Consider the following 20,480-nt stretch of genomic DNA (forward strand, 5'->3'; position numbering starts at 1 on the left):
GTGATGAACCGTGCTGAAATCAAATGGGAGTGAGACGATGAGATATCTGAGGGCGACCCTTGTCGCTACGGCGGCATTTGCCTTTCTTGCAAACACAGCACTCGCCGAGCCGAAGACCAATCTGCTCCACCAATGGGCGACCGGATCGGACGCGCAGGCCATCGCCAAGCTTGGCGAGATGTTCGAGGCGAAGGGCGGAAAATGGCAACAGACCTCGATCGCCGGCCATACCGCCAACACGCTTGCCAAGCTGCGCGCCGACGTGATCGCAGGCAATGCTCCTCCGGCGGTTCAGCTCAAGGGTCCCGAGATCGCTGAATGGAACAAGACCGGCATGACCGCCGATCTGGATGATCTCGCGAAGGCGGAGAATTGGGAGAAGGTGGTGGCGCCGGAATTGCTGCCGGTGATGAAGCCGAGCGGCAAGTGGGTGGCGGCACCCATGAACATCCACCGCATCAACTGGATATGGGCGTCGCCGAAAGTCATGCAGGCCGCCGGCGTGACGGAAGTTCCGAAGACCTGGGCGGAATTCAACGCAGCCTGCGACAAGATCGTGGCCACCGGCAAGATCTGCATCTCGCACTCGACCGCCGACTGGACCGATTCCACCGTCTTCGAAGTCGTCGTCTACGGCCAGGACCTCGACCTCTATCGCAAGGCCTTCGTCGAAGGCAACGTCGACGCCATGCGCAGCGACGGCATGGTCAAGGCCTTCGAGCAATTCCGCATCATGACGTCCAAGTACATGGACCCCGGCATGAACGGGCGCGACTGGGATTCGATGTCGGCTCTCGTCGGCCGCGGCGAGGCGGCGTTCCACATCATGGGCGATTGGACGATCGGCTTGCTCACCGCCGCCGGCTTCAAGGAAGGAACGGATTATGTCTGCGCCCAGGCGCCGACCGACTGGGGCAAGCCCGGCTTCATCTTGAACTCCGATTCCGTCGTGTTCTTCCAGCAGAAGGATCCCGACTATGTGGAGGGCCAGAAGCTGCTCGCCAGCACCATTCTGTCGCCGGAGTTCCAGACCGTCTTCAACCAGGCCAAGGGCTCGATCCCGGCGCGCCTCGATGTCGATCTGTCGAAGGGCTTCAATCCCTGCCAGCAGAAGTCCCAGAAGGACCTGCAGGCCTCGATCGAGGCGGGCACGCTGGTCCGCTCAATGGCCCACAACATGACCATCCCGCAAAAGGTCCGCGGCGCCATCATGGACACGATCACAGAATTCGTCGCGACGCCCGACATGTCCGCCAAGGATGCGGCCAACGCCATGGCCGACGCCGCCGAAGCGCAGGAATGACGTGCGGAGAGCGCCGGCGCGACATCGCGCCGGCGCCCGGCCGGCAGGAAGCCCAATGTCCATCCACGACCTTTCCGTTCCGATAGCCGTGCCCGCCCGCTCGTGGCGGGATCGTCTGGGATCGATCGTGCCGATCCTCGTGCTCGCCCCTTCGCTCGCGGCGAGCTTCGTCTATGTCTTCGTGTTCACGGGCTGGACGCTCTATCTGTCGCTGTCCGACTCGACACTTTTGCCGAGCTACGGCTTTGCGGGCCTCGACAACTACGCATCGCTCTGGTCCAACCGGCGCTGGAACATCGCCTACACCAACCTTTTCCTCTTCAGCGGCTTCTACATCGTGGGCTCCATGGCGGTCGGGCTGCTGCTGGCCATCCTGATCGACCAGCGCGTGCGCGGCGAGGCGGTGTGGCGGACAATCTTCCTCTACCCGCTGGCGGTTTCCTTCATCGTCACCGGCACCGTCTGGAGCTGGCTCTACAATCCGGTCGACGGCATCCAGGCGCTGGTGCGCGGGCTGGGCTGGAGCGACTTCAGCTTCGCGCTCACCAGCGATCGCAACCACGCGATCTATGCGGTGATCATCACCGGCGTCTGGCAGTCTTCCGGTTTCGCCATGGCGCTCTTTCTGGCCGGCCTACGCTCGGTCGATCCGGATCTGGTGAAGGCGGCGCAGATCGACGGCGCATCGGTCGTGCGCACCTACAGGAAGGTCATTCTGCCAACCATCGCGCCGATCTTCCTTGCGGTCGCCGTCATCCAGATCCAGTTCGCCATCAAGACGTTCGACCTCGTCGCAGCCCTGACCCGCGGCGGGCCGGGCATCTCGACCACGTTCCCCGCCATCTACGTCTACGATCTGATGTTCCAGCGTGGCGAGATCGGCGAGGGCGCGGCCGCCGCGGTCATGATGCTGGCGGCGCTTGCCGTGGTGCTGGTGCCCTATTCGCTGTGGGTGGTGTGGCGCCGCCGGGCGGAGGCAGGAAATGGCTGAACTGGCCGCCGCCATCGACCTGGAAGCGGCCGCAGCGAGCCGCAGGCACTTCTGGAGCCGGTTCGCGATCTATGGCCTGCTCACGGTCTTCGCCGCAATCTATCTGATCCCGCTCTTCGTGGTCGTCTTCAATTCCTTCCGCGAGCAGGCGGAGATCGCGCGCGACGGGCTCATCTCGCTGCCAAAGACCTTCCGGCTGGAGGCATGGGCGCAGGCCTGGAGCACCTATTGCATCGCCGGCACCTGCCAGGGGATGCAACGGAATTTCCTGAACTCGCTGTGGATGACCATTCCGGCGACGATCATTTCCACGCTGCTCGGCGCCGTGAACGGCTACGTGTTGTCCAAATGGCGCTTCAAGGGCTCGGAGGTCTTGTTCACCCTGATGCTGCTCGGTGTCTTCATGCCGGGGCAGATCGCGCTGATGCCCTGGGCATTCGTTCTTGGAAAGCTCGGTCTGACCAACTCGACCTACGGCCTGATCCTGGTGCATGTCGTCCAGGGAATTTCCTTCACCACCCTGTTCTGCCGCAACTACTATGTCGGCATCCCCGACGACCTGATCAAAGCGGCGCGCATCGACGGCGCCGGCTTCTGGCGGATTTTCTGGAAGATCATAATACCGCTGTCGCCGCCCATTCTGATCGTGACCGTCATCTGGCAGTTCACCGGCATCTGGAACGAGTATCTGTTCGGCGTGGTCTTCACGTCCGGCCAGGCGCAGCCGATCACAGCCGCGCTCGTCGCGCTGACGGCGAGCGGCACGACCGCCCGCAGCTACGACGTGATGAGCGCCGCCGTGCTGATCGGTGCGCTGCCGCCGCTCCTGATCTATCTCTTTGGCGGCAAATACTTCGTTCGCGGTCTGACACAGGGCGCCATCAAATGACGAGCCAATCCCTATCCGCCCTGACCATTCGCAATCTCTACAAGAGCTACGGCGCCGTGGACGTCTTGAAGGGCATCAACCTCGAAGCGCAGCCGGGAGAGTTCATCGCTCTCGTCGGACCTTCCGGTTGCGGCAAGTCCACCCTGCTTGCCATGATCGCCGGACTTGAAAGCGTGACGTCGGGTGAAATCCGAATCGGCAACCGGCTCGTCAATTCCGTGCCGCCAAAGGACCGCGACATCGCCATGGTGTTCCAGTCCTATGCGCTCTACCCGACCATGACCGTGCGCCAGAACATCACCTTCGGCATGGAGAGCCGCGGCGTGCCGAAGGCCGATCAGGCTGAAGCCGTCAAGCACGTCGCGGCGCTGCTGCAGATCGAGGCGCTGCTTGGCCGCAAGCCCGGGCAACTCTCCGGCGGCCAGCGCCAGCGGGTCGCCATGGGCCGGGCGCTGGTGCGGGACCCGAAGCTTTTCCTGTTCGACGAGCCGCTTTCCAACCTCGATGCCAAGCTGCGCGTCGACATGCGCACCGAGATCAAGAAGCTGCACAACCGTGTCGGCAAGACCACGGTCTATGTCACCCACGACCAGGTGGAGGCGATGACGCTCGCTTCGCGCATTGCCGTCATGCATCAGGGGTCGGTGCAGCAGTTCGACGCCGCGCAGATGATCTACAGCCGCCCCGCCAACATGTTCGTCGCGGGCTTCATGGGCTCGCCGGCGATGAATTTCATTCCCGCCGAGCTCGGCGACGGGGCGGGCCGGCCCTGCGTCACGGTTCGGACCGCGGATGGCGGCACGGCAGCGTTGGAACTTGCCCAGCCGGTGCCGGCCGGCGCGCCGAGGAACGTCGTGCTTGGCGTGCGGCCGGAACATATCTACCGCTTTTCGGACGACTTGAAGCACCGCAAGCGTGCCGTTGCGGCGGTGAAGGCCCCGGTCGAGCTGGTCGAGCCCACGGGTGCCGAGACCTTGGCGGTGCTTCGCTTCGGCGATCTCGAAGTCACCGGCCGTTTCGACCCGGACAGCGCCCCCCGGATGGGCGAGACAATGACGCTCGGCATCGACATGGCGCGGGCTTGCCTCTTCGATCCGACGACCCAATCCCTTCTTTGAAAGCTCAGCCTTTGACATTCGCTACCTATCCAAGCCTCGCAGACCGTGTCGTGCTGATCACCGGAGGAGCCTCTGGCATCGGCGCCGAAATGGTTCGCGCCTTTGCGGCCAACGCGGCGCGCGTGGCCTTTCTCGACATTCAGGAAGCGGTCGGCCGGGAACTGAAGGCGGAGCTTGCGGGCGCCACGCGCCACGCGCCTCTGTTCCTGCCATGCGATGTGACCGACATCGCGGCCCTGCGCGCAGCGATCGAGAATGTGCGGGAAAAGGCCGGGCCGGTTGCCGTCCTGGTGAACAACGCCGCCAATGATGACCGCCACGCAGTCGCTGAAGTGACGCCGGACTACTGGGATCATGCCCAAAACGTCAATCTGAAGCATCAGTTCTTCGCCGCCCAGGCCGTCCATCCGCAGATGAAGTCGCTGGGCTTTGGCTCCATCATCAACCTTTCCTCGACCTCCTGGCGCTTCGGCGCCGACCAGATGACCGCCTATGCCACGGCCAAGGCCGCGATCATCGGCATGACGCGGTCGTTGGCCCGCGCCTTCGGTCCCGACAATATCCGCGTCAACGCCATCGAGCCGGGCGCCGTGATCACCGAGCGGCAGCGCCGTCTTTGGTACACGACGCCGGAGTCCGTCGATCAGATGGTCGGGCGCCAGTTGATCAGGCGGGTTCTGCTGGCCGACGAGATCGCCCGCACGGCGCTTTTTCTCGCCGCCGACGACAGCCGCATGATCACCAAGCAATCCATCACCGTCGATGCGGGCCTGAGCTGATGCAGGTTCTCCGTTTCCCCTCGTTCGATCGGCTGGCCTGATGCTGCGCGTTGGTTTGAACCCCTATGGGCTTACCTATCATCTTGGGCTGCAGGGCCGCGGCACGCCGCGCGCCAACCCCAAGGGCGCGGGGCTGGAAGGCTTCATCGCCCTGGCCGAGGAGCTCGGCGCACGCACGCTCGAGATCTACGATCCATGGCTGGCGGAAATGTCCGATTACGGGCTGACCGCCCTGAAGGAGCGGCTCGATGGGCTTGGGATGACGCCCGTCGTCAGCGCCGGGCTCAACATGATGGGGCCGCTGGAGAGCGCGTTCCGTTCCGCCCGCTCGCTCGGCGCGAAGACTATCCGGCTCGGCCTGACACCGGTTCTGTGCGGTGACCGCAATGCCTGGGGCGACAAATGGGGCGAGCTCAACGCCTCGATCAGGTCGGCGCTTCAGCAATGGGGGCCGCGGGCCGAAGCCGAAGGCCGCGTGCTCGCCATCGAGAACCATCAGGATTTCGGCAGCGCCGAGCTGGTGGCGTTCTGCGAGACGGGCGGGCGAGGGGTCGGCATCACGTTCGACACCGGCAATACGTTTCCCGTCGCCGAGGCGCCGCTCGACTTCACCCGCCGCATCGCACCCTATGTGCGACATGTCCACCTGAAGGACTACCGCGTTCAGTTCACGGGCGAAGGATATCGGCTCGTGCGCTGCGCCATCGGCGACGGCGCCGTGCCCTTCAGCGACCTCGCGGCCCTGCTCGGCGACCTGCACGACGAACTCACCGCCGTGCTCGAGCCGGGCGCGCTCGAGGCGCGCCATGTGCGCTTTCTTCTCGACGACTGGTGGAACGGCTATCCGCCGAAAACCGCGCGCGAATTCGCCGCCTGCCTTGCCGCCGCGCAAAAGAATCGCCTGCCCGACGATGCCGATTTCCGCACTCCCTGGGAGCGCGGGGTCGACGGCGCCCTGGTTTCCTACGAGCTCGACATGATCCGGCGTAGCGCCGCCAACATGAAGGAGCTCGGCCTCATGACTCTGGAGAACCCCTCATGACAACTCGCGAACTCAGCGGCGTCACCGCCTTCGTCACCGGTTCCGGACGCGGCCTCGGCCACGTCATGGCCGACCGGCTGGCGGAACTCGGGGCGGACGTAGCAATCCACGACCTGGACTGGACCCAACCGGCGAAGTATGGCGAGTTCGCCGACCTCGGTGAATCGGCAAGGCACCTGGGACGACACGGCACCCGGGTCACCGCGGTCACCGGCAATATCGGCGACCGTGCCGCCGTTGCCGAGATGAAGCGCAAGATCGAGGCGGAACTCGGCGATGTGCATGTGCTCGTCAACTGCGCAGGCGGGGACATCGGCGCCAAGGGAACCAAGCCCAACCCCAACAACGCCCTCGACATCGATTACGAGGACATAAAGGTGCTCACCGAAAACAACCTGATCGGCACCATGCTGGTTTGCCAGGCCTTCGTGCCGCCGATGGTGAAGCGCGGGTCAGGTTCGGTGATCAATATCGCCTCGGCGGCCGCTCACCTCGGCTGCTCGCCGGAGGTCGTCTATTCGACGCTCAAGGCCGCTGTCGTCCACTATACCCGTTGCCTCGCCAAGGAACTGATCGACGAGGGCGTGCGGGTCAATGCAGTCAGCCCGGGGGCGACGAAAACCGCCCGGTTCCAGGCGACGCGCGTCGTCGATCCGGCCAGGATGGATTCGTCGAAGCGTTCCCTGAACCGCTATGCCGAGCCTGAAGAGATTGCCGAGGCTGTCGCCTTCCTCGCCGGATCGCGCGCCCGCTTCATCAACGGCCAGGTGATCCGCGTGGACGGCGGCTTCACGATCTTTCCGGGGTGATGCACGTGACGATGAGGGAAACTGCCATCAAGCGCTTCGACCTTTCCGGCCGGCTCGCCCTGGTAACCGGATCCTCGAAGGGGATAGGTTTCGCGATCGCCCGCGGCCTGGCCGAAGCAGGCGCGGAGCTGGTGCTCAACGCGCGCAACGAAAGCGTGCTGGAGGAGGCGCGGGCAAGGCTCGCCGCCGAAGGCCATAAGGTTCACGCTCGCGCCTTCGACGTGACCGACGCGGCCGCCGTGGCGGCAGCGGTCGATGCCATCGAGAGCGAAATCGGTCCGATCGAGATCCTCTTCAACAATGCCGGCACGCAGTTTCGCGCGCCGCTCGAGGAATTTCCGCTGGATGCCTGGGAAAGGCTCAAGGCGACCAATATCGACAGCGTGTTCCATGTCGGCCAGGCTGTGGCACGCCGCATGATCCCGCGCGGACACGGCAAAATCGTCAACATAGCCTCCGTGCAGAGCGAGCTGGCACGCACGAGCATCGCACCCTATACGGCGACCAAGGGTGCCGTGAAGATGCTGACCAAGGGCATGGCGACCGACTGGGCGCGATATGGCCTGCAGGTCAATGCGATCGGTCCAGGCTATTTCAACACCGAACTCAATGCCGCCCTGGTCGCCGACGCCGACTTCACCGCCTGGCTGGAGAAACGCACGCCTGCCGGCCGCTGGGCAGAGGTCGAGGAACTGATCGGGGCGGCGGTCTTCCTGGCATCGGATGCATCAAGCTTTGTCAACGGCCACGTCCTCTATGTCGACGGCGGCATCACGGCATCGCTGTGACGGGACGAGCGTAGAAGCTCTTCCTTGACAATCGGCGGGGACCGTTCCAGCATCATTGCAAGGGGTTCCCCGCGACGACCCCGTGAGGCGTCAGCCCAACGATCGCGTCCAAACTCTCTTCGTTCAGGAGGTGGACGCCATGCCATCAACCACCGCAATAACTGTCCCGCAACTTGCCCGTCTGGTCGGGGTGCCGGATGCGCCTGTTCTCATCGACGTGCGCATCGATGACGATTACCAGGCCGATCCACGCCTGCTGCCGGCATCCCGCCGGCGCGATTTCAGAACCGTCTCGACCTGGGCTGCCGAGTTCTCCGGAGCAAAAGCCGTCGTCATCTGCCAGAAGGGGCAGAAGCTGTCGCAAGGCGTCGCCGCGTGGCTGCGCCACGAAGGCATTCCTGCGGAATCGCTCGAAGGCGGCTTCGAGGCCTGGGCCGCCGGCAATGCCCCTTTGGTCACGTCCAGCGCCATCCCGCCCCGTAACGAGAAGGGCCGCACCGTATGGGTCACCCGTTCCCGCCCGAAGGTCGACCGCATCGCCTGTCCGTGGCTGATCCGCCGCTTCGTCGATCCCGATGCCGTCTTCCTGTTCGTCGACCCGGCCGAGGTGCATTTGGTGGCCGACCGCTTCGCCGCGGTTCCCTTCGACATCGAGGGCGTGTTCTGGAGCCACCGCGGCGAGCGCTGCACCTTCGACACGATGATCGAGGAATTCGGCCTGCGCATCGAAGCGCTCGATCGTCTGGCGCTCGTCGTGCGCGGGGCGGACACGGCGCGTCTCGATCTCGTCCCGCAGGCGGCCGGATTCCTCGCCGCCTCGCTCGGCCTGTCGCGCATGTTCCGCGACGACTTGGAGCAACTCGAAGCCAGCATGCTGCTCTACGATGCCTTCTTCCGCTGGTGCCGCGACGCCACCGATGAGACGCATAACTGGCCGGCCGGAGGCAAGGCACAATGACCGTGCTTGCCAAGGACGGCGCTGCGCGGCCGGCCGAAGTCCCGGCCGCGCCGACCTTCCGCGAGGCGACGCGGCTGTGGGCCAAGATCGGCCTGCTCTCCTTCGGCGGGCCGGCCGGGCAGATCGCAATGATGCACAAGGAGCTGGTCGAGGAGCGCCGCTGGATCGGCGAGGAACGCTTCCTGCACGCGCTCAACTACTGCATGCTCTTGCCGGGCCCCGAGGCGCAGCAGCTCGCCGTCTATATCGGCTGGCTGCTGCACCGGACAGCGGGCGGCCTCGTCGCCGGCACATTGTTCGTATTGCCAGGCGCGCTGGTCATGCTCGGCCTGAGCAGCTTCTACATGCTCTACAACGACGCGCCGGTCATCGAGGCGCTGTTCTTCGGCGTCAAGGCGGCGGTGCTTGCCGTCGTCGTCGAGGCGGTGATCCGCATCGGCAAACGAGCGCTGAAGAACCGCGCCATGGTGGCCATCGCGGTGGCGGCCTTCCTCGCCATCTATGTCCTCAAGCTGCCGTTTCCGCTGATCGTGCTTGCGGCAGGACTGATCGGCTGGATCGGCAATCGCTTCGCGCCAGGGCTGTTTTCCGGCTCGGCGCACGGCAAGGGCAGCACCGTCGCCGACAGAAGCGGCGTGGTCGACCTGATGTTCGAGCGCGGCGAGCTTGGCCACACCGTGCCGACCAAATGGCACGCGGCCCGCACCATCGCCATCTGGCTGCCGCTCTGGCTCGGACCGGTGGCGCTGATCGCCGTGCTGGCGGGACCGGGAAGCGTGTGGACGCAGATCGGCGGCTTCTTCAGCCTGATGGCCGTCGTCACCTTCGGCGGCGCCTATGCGGTTCTCGCCTATGTCGCTCAGGCGGCGGTGACTTCGTTCGGCTGGCTTTCGCCCGGGCAGATGGTCGACGGGCTCGGCCTTGCCGAAACGACGCCCGGACCGCTGATCCTGGTGCTGCAATTCGTCGGCTTCGCCGCCGCCTACCGCCATGCCGGCGCGATCAACCCGTTGCTTGCGGGGTCGCTCGGGGCGGTGCTGACGCTCTGGGCCACCTTCACGCCCTGCTTCTTCTGGATATTCCTCGGCGGGCCCTACATCGAACAGTTGCGGCAGAACAAGGCGCTGTCGGCGGCGCTCGGCGCGATCACGGCGGCCGTCGTCGGCGTCATCATGAACCTCGCGCTGTGGTTCGCGCTGCATGTCGTCTTCGGCAAGGTCGAGAGTGTCGGTTGGGGCGTGGAGGTCCCGGTCTACTCCTCGCTCGATTGGCGCGCGGCGCTGCTGTCGGCGGCTGCGATGGTCGCCATGCTCAGGCTGAAAGCCGGCATGCTGCCGACGCTGGCCGGATCGGCGCTGGCAGGACTGGCTCTGCAGGCATTGTGAAAAATCTTTCCGACCGCAGCCAAGCGTGATCGATCTGCTTGTTTACAACTAACATGTCAGCATGATACGGCTACTTGCAGATTGATGAATTTGGAGACTTTGCAGTGGCGTCGCGCTTTGGTCTGTCGGTTGCCCTCACTACGCCCTTCGACGCATCCGGGCGGATTGTCATCCCGCTGATGACCGCGCATGCCAGAGCCTGTCTCGATGCCGGCTGCAACAGCGTGACGCTGTTCGGCACCACGGGCGAAGGCGCTTCCGTCGGCACGGCGGAGCGGCAGGCGGTCATCGATGCCATGCTTGCGTCAGGTATCTCGGCCGATCAGCTCGTCGCCGGCGTGCTCGTCGACGCGGCGGAAGATGCTGCGGAGCAGTGCCGTCAGGCCCTGCAACGCGGCGCCCGCAACATCCTTCTCGCGCCGCCGAGCTACTTCAAGAATGTCGGCGACGATGGGTTGTTCGGCTGGTTTGCGGCCGTGTTCGCCGCGCTCGGTCCGCTTGCCCGCGGCATGCTGCTCTACAACATCCCCTCGGTCACGACGGTGCAGCTCTCGCTCGACCTGATCGGCCGGCTGCGCAGGGCGTATCCGGGCGTGGTCGCCGGGGTCAAGGATTCGGGCGGAGACTGGGCGTACAGCGAAGCGGTGCTCAAGACGCATGGCGACCTGATCATCCTGATCGGCGACGAACGGCATCTGGCGCCGGCGGTGCGGATCGGCGGCCAGGGCGCGATTTCCGGCATGGCCAATTTCGCCGCGGGCGAGCTTCGCGCCATGATCGAAAGCGGGCGCGACGATTCCCGTGTGGAGGGCTTCGTCCTCGAATTGCTCAGGCATCCGGTCATCCCGGCGGTGAAGGCCATGGTGGCGCGCCAGACAGGCGACGAACGCTGGCTGACGGTCCGGCCGCCGCTCGAGGAGGTGGCATTGCAGCAGCGACAGCAGCTTGGTGCCGCCTACGACAGGCTATTTTCGACACAAGCGGCATGAGCGGCGGAGGACGCTGATCGGCATGGACGACACGAGCGAACCGGCAACTCTGAGGGAAAAGGCCTATGCCAGCTTCACGCGGCATCTGCTGGCCCGCGACCTTAGGCCGGGCCAGTTCGTGTCGCAGCGCGAGCTGGTTGCCTTTACCGGCCTGCCGCTTGGCGCCATCCGCGAGATCGTGCCGCGGCTCGAGGCCGAGGGGCTGCTGACCACGATCCCGCAGCGCGGCATGCAGATCGCCCATATCGACATCAGCCTGATCCGCGAGGCCTTCCAGTTCCGCCTGTTCATGGAGCGCGAGGCGGTCGCGCTGTTTGCCGTCAACGCTTCCGATGCCGAGATCGCGCGTCTCAGGCGCGAGCACGAGGACATGCTCGCCCAGGCGCTGGCGCAGACCCCGACGCCGGAAATGGAAGCCAAGGCACAGAACATCGATTGGGCCATGCATGACACCTTCATCAGCGCGCTCGGCAACGAAATCATCGCCAAGGCCTATCTGGTCAATTCGGTGAAGATCAGGCTCATCCACCAGGAGCGCTTCCGCATCGACGGTCGCGTCGTGCCGGTCATGCGCGAACATCTGGCGGTGATCGATGCGCTGGAGAAACGCGATCCGCAGAAGGCGGTCGAGGCGATCAGCCAGCATATCGACAATGCGCGCCGGCTGGCGCTCCAGATTTGAGGAAGCAGGACCGTGCCGCAATCGTCGCGGCGCAATCGACAACGACAGCAACCGGGAGGAAGAAATGTCGTCCAATCCGTTCAGTCCAACCAGGAGGCAGCTGCTCCAGGGAACTGCGGCACTCGCCGCGGCCGGTCTCGCCGGTCTTCGGCCTAGCTTCGCCGCGGGCGTCGACTGGAAGCGCTTTGCCGGCACGACACTCGACGTCAATCTGGTAAAGAGCCCGCGCAGCGACACCATCCTGAAGAACCTTGCCGAGTTCGAGGAACTGACCGGCATCAAGGTCAATGCGGAGGCGACGCCCGAACAGCAGCAGCGCCAGAAGACGGTGATCGAGCTCAGCTCCGGCAAGCCCAGCTTCGACGTCGTGCATCTGAGCTACCATGTGCAGAAGCGGCAGTTCGAGAAGGGCGGCTGGCTGGCCGACATTTCCGGCTACCTTGCCGATCCAGGCCTCACCGATCCTGGACTGGTCGAAAGCGACTTCGCCGAGGCCGGCCTGCAGTTCGCCAAGGACGACAAGGGCGTGCTGCGCTCGCTGCCGTTCTCGGTCGACTACTGGATCCTCTACTGGAACAAGGAGCTGTTCGACGCCAAGGGGCTGAAATATCCCGAGAGCTTCGAGCAACTGGTGGCCGCCGCCGAAGCGCTGACCGACCCCTCAAGCAACACGTTCGGCTTCGTCGCCCGCGGCCTCAAGAACGCCAATACCCCGGTGTGGACGTCGCTGATGCTCGGCTACGACATGACGCCGCTCGGCAGCGACGGCAAGCTGCGCACGACGTCGCCGGAAGCGGTCGAGGCCGCCAGCCTCTACCAGCGGCTGATGACCAAGGCGGCACCTCCCGGCGTCACCGGCTTCAACTGGGCCGAGGCGCAATCCGCATTCCTGCAAGGCAAGATCGGCATGTGGTTCGACGGCGTGGGCTTTGCGCCGCCGATGGAAAATCCGGAAAAATCGCGGGTGGTCGGCAAGGTCGGTTACGGCGTCATGCCAAAGGGACCGAAAGCGCATGCCTCGGGTACGTTCGGCGACGGCATCGGCGTGACCTCCGCCAGCACGAAGAAGGAAGCGGCTTATCTATTCTGCCAGTGGGCGGTATCGCCGGCCATGGGCGCGCGCCTGCTGCAGGCCGGCGCCGGCGTGCCGTTCCGCAAATCCGTGCTGGAGGATCCAAAGGTGCGCGCAGGCGTCACCATGCCACCGAGCTGGCTCGATGCCGTGGTCGGTTCCGGCAACATCAGCCGGCTGGCGCTGCCGGTCATCATCCCGGTCACCGAGTTCCGCGATATCTATGGCGTGGCGCTGACCAACATGATTGCCGGCGCCGATCCCGCCGCCGAGCTGAAGAAGGCCACCGAGCAGTTCCAGCCGGTTCTCGACAGGAGCGAGCAAGGCTGATGTCCGCCATCGCCCCAGAACGCGCGGGGGCGACGACGCAAGCCATCGAGGAGAGCCAGCCGGTCCGGCTGGCTCCCAACTACTGGCCTTTCGTCGTCCCCGCGCTCGTCGTCGTCGGCGCGGTGATCGTCTTTCCGTGGGCCTTCACGCTGTGGATGAGCGTCAACAGCTGGACGCTCGGCCAGTCGCGAAGCTTTGCCGGGATGGAAAACTATCTGCGCCTGGCGAGCGATCCGCGCTTCTGGGAATCGCTCTGGCATACCTTGACCTACACGTTCCTGTCGGTCGTCGCGCCGATGTTCTTCGGCACTGTCGCCGCCCTCATCTTCGACGCCAGGTTTGCCTTGCGCGGCCTGCTGCGCGGCATCTTCGTGATGCCGATGATGGCCACACCCGTTGCCGTGGCATTGGTCTGGACGATGATGTTCCATCCGCAGCTCGGCGTGCTCAACTATCTCTTGTCGCTGGTCGGCATTCCGGCGCAAGAGTGGATATTCAACGCCAACACGGTCATCCCTTCGCTGGTCGCGGTCGAGACCTGGCAGTGGACGCCGCTGGTGATGCTGATTGTGCTGGGCGGGCTGGCTTCCGTGCCGCGCGAGCCGTTCGAGAGCGCCGAGATCGACGGCGCCAATGCCTGGCAGCAGTTCCGCTATCTCACCTTGCCGATGATCGCGCCGTTCCTGATGATCGCGGTCATCATCCGCACGATCGATGCGCTGAAGAGCTTCGACATCATCTACGCGATGACCCAGGGCGGGCCGGGCACGGCCTCGGAGACGATCAACATCTATCTCTACAACACCGCCTTCTCTTACTACGACATGGGCTATGGCTCAGCCATGGCCGTCGTCTTCTTCATCGTCATCGTGGCGCTGTCCTTCATCCTTTTGATGCTGCGCCAGCGTTCGCAATGGATCGACGCGGAGGGCAAATAAATGAGCTCGCGGCTTCTCAACAAGCTGGGCCTGTTCTTCGCGGCGCTGGTGCTGGTCTCGCCGGCCATCCTGTTCTTCCTCTGGATGATCTCGTTGTCGCTGAAGTTCGAGATCGACAACGGCGCCTATCCGCCGATCCTGATCCCCGAGCGCTTCGCCTGGTCGAACTATGCGAAGGTGTTCGAGGAGAACAATTTCCTGCTCTATATGTGGAATTCGGTGCTGGTGACCGGCACGGCGACGCTGCTGGCGCTGCTGATCGGCGTGCCAGCCGGGTATGGCATCGCCAGGCTCAAGGCGGAACGCTCGGCGGTCGTGATCATGATCGCCCGCATGACGCCGGGGCTCTCCTACCTCATCCCGCTCTTCCTCTTGTTCCAATGGTTGGGCATCCTCGGCACGCTCTGGCCGCAGATCATCATCCATCTGGTGGTGACGGTGCCGATCGTGGTCTGGGTCATGATCGGCTATTTCGAGACGACGCCGATGGAGCTGGAGGAGGCGGCCAACATCGACGGCGCCACCTCCTGGCAGGTGTTCCAGCTGGTGGCGCTGCCGATCGCCAAGCCCGGCATCGTCGTCGCCTTCATCCTGTCGATCATCTTCTCGTGGAACAACTTCGTCTTCGGCGTGGTGCTCGCCAGCCGCGAGACACGGACGTTGCCGGTCGCCGTCTACAACATGCTGTCCTACGAGCAGGTGAGCTGGGGGCCGCTCGCCGCCGCCGCGCTCGTGGTCACGCTGCCGGTGCTCGTGCTCACCATGTTCGCGCAACGGCAGATCGTCGCGGGATTGACCGCCGGTGCGGTCAAGGGCGGCTGAGCGCCTGATCCGCCGTCACTTTCTTTGGAGACACGCAATGGCATCGGTAAGCATCAACAATGTGCAGAAGGCTTTCGGCAGCGCAAAGATCATCCACGACGTCAGCGTCGATATCGCGGATGGCGAGTTCGTCATCCTGGTTGGGCCGTCCGGCTGCGGAAAGTCGACGCTGCTGCGCATGATCGCGGGGCTTGAAACGATATCGGGCGGCAAGATCGCCATTGGCGAGCGCACCGTGAACAACCTCAGGGCGCGGGACCGCAACATCGCCATGGTGTTCCAGAACTACGCGCTCTACCCGCATATGACGGTGGCCGACAATATGGGCTTCGCGCTCAGGATCAAGAAGGCCGATCCGGCCGATACCGCGAGCCGGGTCAAGCGGGCAGCGAGCATTCTCGGTCTCGAAAAGCTGCTCGACCGCTATCCGCGCCAGCTCTCCGGCGGTCAGCGCCAGCGCGTTGCCATGGGCCGCGCCATCGTGCGCGATCCGCAGGTGTTCCTGTTCGACGAGCCGCTCAGCAACCTCGACGCCAAACTGCGCGTCCAGATGCGCGGCGAGATCAAGGCGCTGCATCAGCGGCTCGGCACCACCACGATCTATGTCACGCACGACCAGATCGAGGCCATGACCATGGCCGACAAGATCGTGGTGCTGCATGATGGCCTTGTCGAGCAGATCGGCGCGCCGCTCGATCTCTACGACCGCCCGGCCAATCTGTTCGTCGCCGGCTTCATCGGCTCGCCCGCCATGAACTTCATCCACGGCCACATCGAGGAGGGCATCTTCCGCAGCGCCGGCGGGCTGACGCTGCCGCTGCCGGAAAGCATCCAGCCGAGCGAGGCTGCGGGCAGGGAATTGGTCTACGGCATCCGTCCCGAACACATCCGGGCGACCGGTCAAGGCGTCCCCGGCACCGTCACCCTCATGGAGGCGACCGGCTCGGAAATCTTCGCCACGGTGGACTGTGGCGGCGAAGCGATCTCCTGCCTGTTCCGCGAGCGGCTGGCGTTGAAGCAAGGCGAGGGTGTGCGGATCGAGGTCGACCGCGCCTTAGCGCATCTGTTCGACGCCAAGACCGGTCGGCGCATCTGATCGCTGCAATCCTCACGAGCGTCGAGTGACAATCGATCACGTCAGCGTGATCGAAAAAGACTGATCATTCGGGAATAACCCGCCGGTTCCATCGGTCTTCTGGACATACGCCGCTCATGGCGTTGCGGGAGACCGACATGACCCATCGCGACAACGCGAACGGCGGGAGGCGGGGCATAGGCCGGCGCCGGCCCCTGGAGCGGCTGAGCTGGACCAAAGTGCTTTTGGCATCGCCGTCCTGCCAGCGGGCCTGACCTGGTGATGCGCCGTTCCGTTCCGAGGCGCTTGACTCCGGTGACACCTATGCCTTCACCTCCACCAAAGCAGGGATCTTCGCCTGCAAGAGCGATCTTCACCCGCACGAGCAGGGACAGACCGCCGCCACCCGCTGAAGGTGGCTGCAGACCCCCGGCCGGAGCGCCCGACGGTGGAACGGTGTTGAGCGAAAGAATGCTGGCCGCGCGTTTTGCCGAAGTGGTGCTGCCGCATCTCGGCGACGCGCTGTCGCTCGCCCGCTGGCTGACCGGGAATGCAGCGGACGCCGAGGATGTGGTGCAGGAAGCTTGCCTCAAGGCGCATGCCGGCATCGCCGGCTTTGCCGGCGGCAATCCGCGCGCCTGGCTGCTCACCATCGTGCGCAACGCCTCCTACACCTGGCTGGCACGCAACCGCCCGCGCGCTGTGGTCGCCGTCGGCGATCTCGCCGATCTCGATAACGTGTCGCCGCCGCCGGACAGCAACGCCGACAGCCCTGAAGCGGCGCTGATCGCCAAGGCGAATTCGGCAGCCGTGGAAGCAGCGATCGCAAGGCTGCCTGAAGCGTTTCGCGAAACGCTGGTGCTGCGCGACATAAACGGCCTCAGCTATCGCGAGATCGCGGCCATGCTCGGCGTGCCGCAAGGCACGGTGATGTCGCGACTGGCGCGGGCGCGCAGCCTGCTGATGACGGATATTGGAGGGCGCCACCATGAGCCCGCATGAAAATCGCCCGCGTGAGGACGGATTGCCGGAAGACCCGCAGGATATGAAGCTGATGATCCATGCCCTTGTCGATGGCGAGCTCGACGCCGCCGCGGCACTTGCCGTCGAGCGGCGCATCGCCGCCGATCCGGAGCTGGCGGCCGAACATGCGCGCATCCTCGCGCTGCGCATGGCTGTCGCCGGCGTGCCGCGCCCGGCAGTCAGCGACGACTTCCTGGCGCGCATCGCGGCGATCGCTGAGGTGAAAGGTTCCGGCGAAGTTGAGGCTGCGCCGGCCGACGCTGTGAAAGCGGAGCCGTCCGCTCGGCCGCAACAGCAACAAGGCAAAGTCATCGAGATGCGGCCGACGGCGCGCAGCCTGGCGCGCCGCTTCAGTTCCTTCGACTGGCGCCAGATGGCGGCCTCGATCGTGCTGACGGCTTTTCTCGCCAGCGGCGCGACGCAGTGGCTGATGGTGGAAAATGCGCCCGACAGCTTTGCGGTCGCCGTCGCCAACGGCCATCGCCGCAGCCTGCTCGCCGCAACCCCGGTCGACATCGTGTCTTCCGACCGCCATACGGTGAAGCCGTGGCTCGACGGCCGGATCGGCGTGTCGCCGCCGGCGCCCGACATGGCCAAGGACGGCTACGCGCTGCTTGGCGGACGCGTCGAGGTGATCGGTGACAGGCCGATGCCGGCGCTGGTCTATCGCCACCATGAGCATCTGATCACCCTGGTGGCGGCACCACAGCAGACCGGAGGCGCATCCGTGCCGGTGGCGGACGATCTCTCGGCGGGCGGCTTCCTCTTGGTCCACTGGACCGACGGCGCCTTCTCCTACTGGGCGATCTCGGATGCCGAGCGGCCGGCGCTCGACGATTTCGTCGCCCGCTTCCGGGCGGCGGCCGCAGCCAATCCGGCGGCCGGCAGCCGGGGGTGAATACAGGCCCCGTCAGGAACGGGACCAACCAAAGCTTCGCAAATTTGCAACTAGAGCGGTTCACCGTTTCACGGAAACGGCGACCCGCTCTATCTCCTTGTTTTGACGCAATTCCGGACGGAAAACCGTTACACACTTTTCCTGGAACCGCTCTGGCTGTTGAGCCTCAACAGCTAGAGCGGTTCATCCCAAAACAGAAGAATCCACCAGGATCCGGCCCGCGCCGATGAGTTCGAGGCAGTAAGGCACTGCGGGAAAGACAGCGTCGAGGCACACGTCGATGGAGGACGGTTTTCCGGGCAGGTTTATGACCAGCGATCGGCCGCGCACGCCTGCGGTCTGACGTGAAAGGATGGCCGTGCGTACATGCAGCAGGCTTGCCTGCCGCATGAGCTCGCCGAAACCGGGCAACTCCTTGGTAATGACCTGCCGCATGGCTTCCGGCGTGAGGTCCCTCGGGGAGGGACCGGTTCCGCCTGTTGTCAGGATCAGGTCGGCGCCTGCCTGGTCGCAAAGCTCGATGAGCACGTCGCGGACGCTCTCCAGGCCGTCGGGGACGATGCGGCGGACAAAATCGCAGGGCTCCGCCAGGACACCACGGAGCCAGCGCTCGATTGCCGGTCCGCCAAGATCGTCGTACTCGCCGCGGCTTGCACGGTCGGAGATGGTCACGATCGCAATCCGGGTCATTGCCGTCAGGCCGTCGCGGTTGCCTGCCAACCGGGCCTGGCATGGGCGTACCCGTCGACCAGGATGCCAGGCAGATCGAGGCACGAAAGGGCGAAGCGGGCATCCTTCGGCTCCTCTTTGCCGTCGGCCAGCCGTCTATATATCCTCGCTACCTCCACCATGTCGCATGTCTGGGGGGACAAACGCAGGCGCCTGATGCCCTTGGCGGCGAGTGCGGCGGGGGTGGGGCAGAAAGCCTGCACCTGATTGGAAAGGGTCTGTACGCCGTTGATGGCGAGGAATTGCTGGTCGTCGAGCGTATCGACGGAGAGACCATCGGGATCCTTTTCGCAGGTGAACTGGCATGAATCCTTATGAAGGCCGTGGATCCGAGCGTGATAACACCGTCCGGAAAGGGCGAGCGGCAACCGCCCGAACGCAAAGATCTCGAACTCAGCCTCCGGACATTTCAAGGACATGACGCCGATCGCTGCAAACGACAATTCCACGGGCGGGCATATTGTCTGCGCGCCGAGCTGGATCAGGAATTTCGCGGAAGCCTCGTTGTAGACGTTCAGGAACGGACCCGTGACGAAGGGTTTGCCGGAGCGTGACGGCAGGCCGGACACGTCGTTGATCTCGACCAGCCTGTCCTCTCCGCAAAGATCCTCGACGCTTCTGCGTTCCCGCACGGTTGCCGGCGCCGCCAGTGTGGACAGCACCACCTGTTTGCCTCCACGCTCAAGCCGTTCGATGATCGCCGGCCATGCGGGATCCGAAAACGGCATCCGCTTGCCGCAGACGACTTCACCGACGTGAACGCGCTCGATCGGGGCCTCGTCCGCTATCCTGCGGTAGAAATCCAGGAGACGGTCGGGGGGCCAGTGGAAGAAGACCGGTCCAAGCGTCAGCGCGATTTCGGACACCGGCTATCTCCATTTCTTCTCGTAGGCTCCCGCGGTCTGCCGAGCCCCTTCCGACTGGCCAGCGAGAAGCCGATCGATGTCGACCGCGTCGCCGCCCTTTTCGACCGCGTCGACGGCCTTTCTGAAGGCGCGCACGACCTCGCTTACATAGCCTTTGCCGCGCTGGCGCCCTTCGATTTTCAGCGCAGTCACCCCGGCGGCCTTCAAGCCTGAAATCATGCCGCCGGCGTTCAGGCTGACGGGATCCTCGAACAGATGGGACGTCTTGCCGTCGGCTTTGAATTTGCCCTTGCAGAGAGTGGGATAACCCACCGGCTGGCCGCGCTCATATCGATCGATCGTGAAGCCCGACAGCCGCGCCGTTGTGCCGCTCGGCTCTTCGTCATAGCTCACCATCTCGGGTGGCGAGCAGACACCGTTGAGATTCGGCGATTTGCCCGTCGCATATGAAGAGAGATAGCAGCGACCCTCGATCATCACGCAAAGACCGCCAAAAACGAAGGCTTCGGTTTCGACGTCGATCGCGCGGTTCAGCGCGGCTATCTCCTGGAGTGACAGAACCCTTGGAAGCACGACGCGGCGAATGCCGAACTGAGCCGCATAGAAGCCGATCGCTTCCGGCGTCGCCGCGGCAGCCTGCACCGACAGATGAAGACGGATTTGCTTGTGGTTCCTTGCCACATGATCGAGGACGGCGAAGTCGGCGGCTATGATGGCATCCGCGCCGCTTTCGGCGGCCATGTCCGCTGCCTTCTTCCAGGTGTCGACATCGTCGACGCGCGCGAAGGTATTGATCGCGACCAGAACCTTGCTGCCATGGTCGTGGGCGAAGCGCACGCCCTCGGCGAGTTCGTTCCGAGAGAAGTTGAGCCCGGGAAAATTGCGGGCGTTGGTTTCATCGCGAAATCCGCAATAAACCGCATCCGCGCCCGCCTGGACGGCTGCTCTCAACGTCGCGGGAGTTCCCGCCGGACAGACAAGTTCCATGCGTGTC

At 64.6% G+C, this 20,480-nt stretch carries 21 protein-coding genes; 18 read left to right on the plus strand and 3 right to left on the minus strand.

Going from position 1 to position 20,480, the window contains the following annotated elements; translation table 11 throughout:
* The first annotated feature begins 37 nt into the window (after positions 1-37).
* The 18 genes from EJ070_RS12310 (at position 38) to EJ070_RS12395 (ending at position 17,891) form a co-directional block, all read left to right on the plus strand.
* Complete coding sequence (locus tag EJ070_RS12310; protein WP_126091605.1) at positions 38-1,303, plus strand: ABC transporter substrate-binding protein; 1,266 nt, start codon at positions 38-40, stop codon at positions 1,301-1,303.
* Positions 1,304-1,358: 55 nt separating this feature from the next.
* Positions 1,359-2,294 carry a sugar ABC transporter permease gene (locus EJ070_RS12315; protein ID WP_126091606.1) on the plus strand — a complete coding sequence of 312 codons (936 nt, stop codon included), beginning with the start codon at positions 1,359-1,361 and terminating at the stop codon, positions 2,292-2,294.
* Positions 2,287-3,183: a carbohydrate ABC transporter permease gene (locus tag EJ070_RS12320; RefSeq protein WP_126091607.1), complete on the plus strand. Its 897-nt coding sequence runs from the start codon at positions 2,287-2,289 to the stop codon at positions 3,181-3,183. Before EJ070_RS12315 ends, EJ070_RS12320 begins: the two co-directional genes overlap by 8 nt.
* Positions 3,180-4,301 carry an ABC transporter ATP-binding protein gene (locus tag EJ070_RS12325; RefSeq protein ID WP_126091608.1) on the plus strand — a complete coding sequence of 374 codons (1,122 nt, stop codon included), beginning with the start codon at positions 3,180-3,182 and terminating at the stop codon, positions 4,299-4,301. Before EJ070_RS12320 ends, EJ070_RS12325 begins: the two co-directional genes overlap by 4 nt.
* Positions 4,302-4,312: 11 nt before the next feature.
* Entirely contained in the window at positions 4,313-5,080 is a 768-nt protein-coding gene (locus EJ070_RS12330; protein WP_126091609.1) for an SDR family NAD(P)-dependent oxidoreductase, read from the plus strand.
* Between the two features lie 40 nt (positions 5,081-5,120).
* Positions 5,121-6,122 carry a sugar phosphate isomerase/epimerase family protein gene (locus tag EJ070_RS12335; protein WP_126091610.1) on the plus strand — a complete coding sequence of 334 codons (1,002 nt, stop codon included), beginning with the start codon at positions 5,121-5,123 and terminating at the stop codon, positions 6,120-6,122.
* Positions 6,119-6,931: an SDR family oxidoreductase gene (locus EJ070_RS12340; protein ID WP_126091611.1), complete on the plus strand. Its 813-nt coding sequence runs from the start codon at positions 6,119-6,121 to the stop codon at positions 6,929-6,931. The genes EJ070_RS12335 and EJ070_RS12340 overlap by 4 nt, the downstream gene beginning before the upstream one ends.
* 11 nt (positions 6,932-6,942) lie before the next feature.
* On the plus strand, positions 6,943-7,719 hold the full coding sequence (locus EJ070_RS12345) for an SDR family oxidoreductase (RefSeq protein WP_126095718.1): 777 nt from the start codon (positions 6,943-6,945) through the stop codon (positions 7,717-7,719).
* 139 nt (positions 7,720-7,858) lie between these two features.
* The gene (locus EJ070_RS12350) at positions 7,859-8,677 is read left to right on the plus strand and encodes a sulfurtransferase/chromate resistance protein (protein WP_126091612.1); all 819 of its coding nucleotides are present in this window, start codon (positions 7,859-7,861) and stop codon (positions 8,675-8,677) included.
* Positions 8,674-10,062, plus strand: a complete 1,389-nt coding sequence (gene chrA, locus EJ070_RS12355) for a chromate efflux transporter (protein WP_126091613.1) — start codon at positions 8,674-8,676, stop codon at positions 10,060-10,062. The genes EJ070_RS12350 and chrA overlap by 4 nt, the downstream gene beginning before the upstream one ends.
* A 104-nt stretch (positions 10,063-10,166) precedes the next feature.
* Positions 10,167-11,051 (plus strand): dihydrodipicolinate synthase family protein, encoded by an 885-nt coding sequence (locus EJ070_RS12360; protein ID WP_126091614.1) that lies wholly within the window; start codon positions 10,167-10,169, stop codon positions 11,049-11,051.
* Between the two features lie 22 nt (positions 11,052-11,073).
* The gene (locus tag EJ070_RS12365) at positions 11,074-11,733 is read left to right on the plus strand and encodes a GntR family transcriptional regulator (RefSeq protein ID WP_040973628.1); all 660 of its coding nucleotides are present in this window, start codon (positions 11,074-11,076) and stop codon (positions 11,731-11,733) included.
* A gap of 64 nt (positions 11,734-11,797) precedes the next feature.
* On the plus strand, positions 11,798-13,135 hold the full coding sequence (locus tag EJ070_RS12370) for a sugar ABC transporter substrate-binding protein (RefSeq protein WP_126091615.1): 1,338 nt from the start codon (positions 11,798-11,800) through the stop codon (positions 13,133-13,135).
* A complete protein-coding gene (locus EJ070_RS12375; protein ID WP_126091616.1) occupies positions 13,135-14,073 on the plus strand; it encodes a sugar ABC transporter permease in 939 nt (312 codons plus the stop codon). The genes EJ070_RS12370 and EJ070_RS12375 overlap by 1 nt, the downstream gene beginning before the upstream one ends.
* Positions 14,074-14,895 (plus strand): carbohydrate ABC transporter permease, encoded by an 822-nt coding sequence (locus tag EJ070_RS12380; RefSeq protein ID WP_126091617.1) that lies wholly within the window; start codon positions 14,074-14,076, stop codon positions 14,893-14,895.
* Positions 14,896-14,932: 37 nt separating this feature from the next.
* A complete protein-coding gene (gene ugpC / locus EJ070_RS12385) occupies positions 14,933-15,991 on the plus strand; it encodes a sn-glycerol-3-phosphate ABC transporter ATP-binding protein UgpC (RefSeq protein ID WP_126091618.1) in 1,059 nt (352 codons plus the stop codon).
* 450 nt (positions 15,992-16,441) lie between these two features.
* Positions 16,442-16,972: a sigma-70 family RNA polymerase sigma factor gene (locus tag EJ070_RS12390; protein ID WP_126095719.1), complete on the plus strand. Its 531-nt coding sequence runs from the start codon at positions 16,442-16,444 to the stop codon at positions 16,970-16,972.
* Positions 16,959-17,891 carry an anti-sigma factor gene (locus EJ070_RS12395; RefSeq protein ID WP_126091619.1) on the plus strand — a complete coding sequence of 311 codons (933 nt, stop codon included), beginning with the start codon at positions 16,959-16,961 and terminating at the stop codon, positions 17,889-17,891. The genes EJ070_RS12390 and EJ070_RS12395 overlap by 14 nt, the downstream gene beginning before the upstream one ends.
* Before the next feature lie 183 nt (positions 17,892-18,074).
* On the opposite strand, the gene mog is transcribed toward EJ070_RS12395, so the two are convergent.
* The 3 genes from mog to EJ070_RS12410 are packed head-to-tail and all read right to left on the minus strand — an operon-like array spanning position 18,075 to position 20,473.
* Positions 18,075-18,581: a molybdopterin adenylyltransferase gene (gene mog, locus EJ070_RS12400; RefSeq protein WP_126095720.1), complete on the minus strand. Its 507-nt coding sequence runs from the start codon at positions 18,579-18,581 to the stop codon at positions 18,075-18,077.
* A 5-nt stretch (positions 18,582-18,586) separates the two neighbouring features.
* A complete protein-coding gene (locus tag EJ070_RS12405) occupies positions 18,587-19,486 on the minus strand; it encodes a U32 family peptidase (protein WP_126091620.1) in 900 nt (299 codons plus the stop codon).
* A gap of 3 nt (positions 19,487-19,489) precedes the next feature.
* Positions 19,490-20,473, minus strand: coding sequence for a peptidase U32 family protein (locus EJ070_RS12410; protein ID WP_126095721.1), 984 nt, complete (start codon positions 20,471-20,473; stop codon positions 19,490-19,492).
* Positions 20,474-20,480: the final 7 nt, after the last annotated feature.

The sequence above is a fragment of the Mesorhizobium sp. M1E.F.Ca.ET.045.02.1.1 genome (genome assembly GCF_003952485.1).
Classification (GTDB): Bacteria; Pseudomonadota; Alphaproteobacteria; order Rhizobiales; family Rhizobiaceae; genus Mesorhizobium.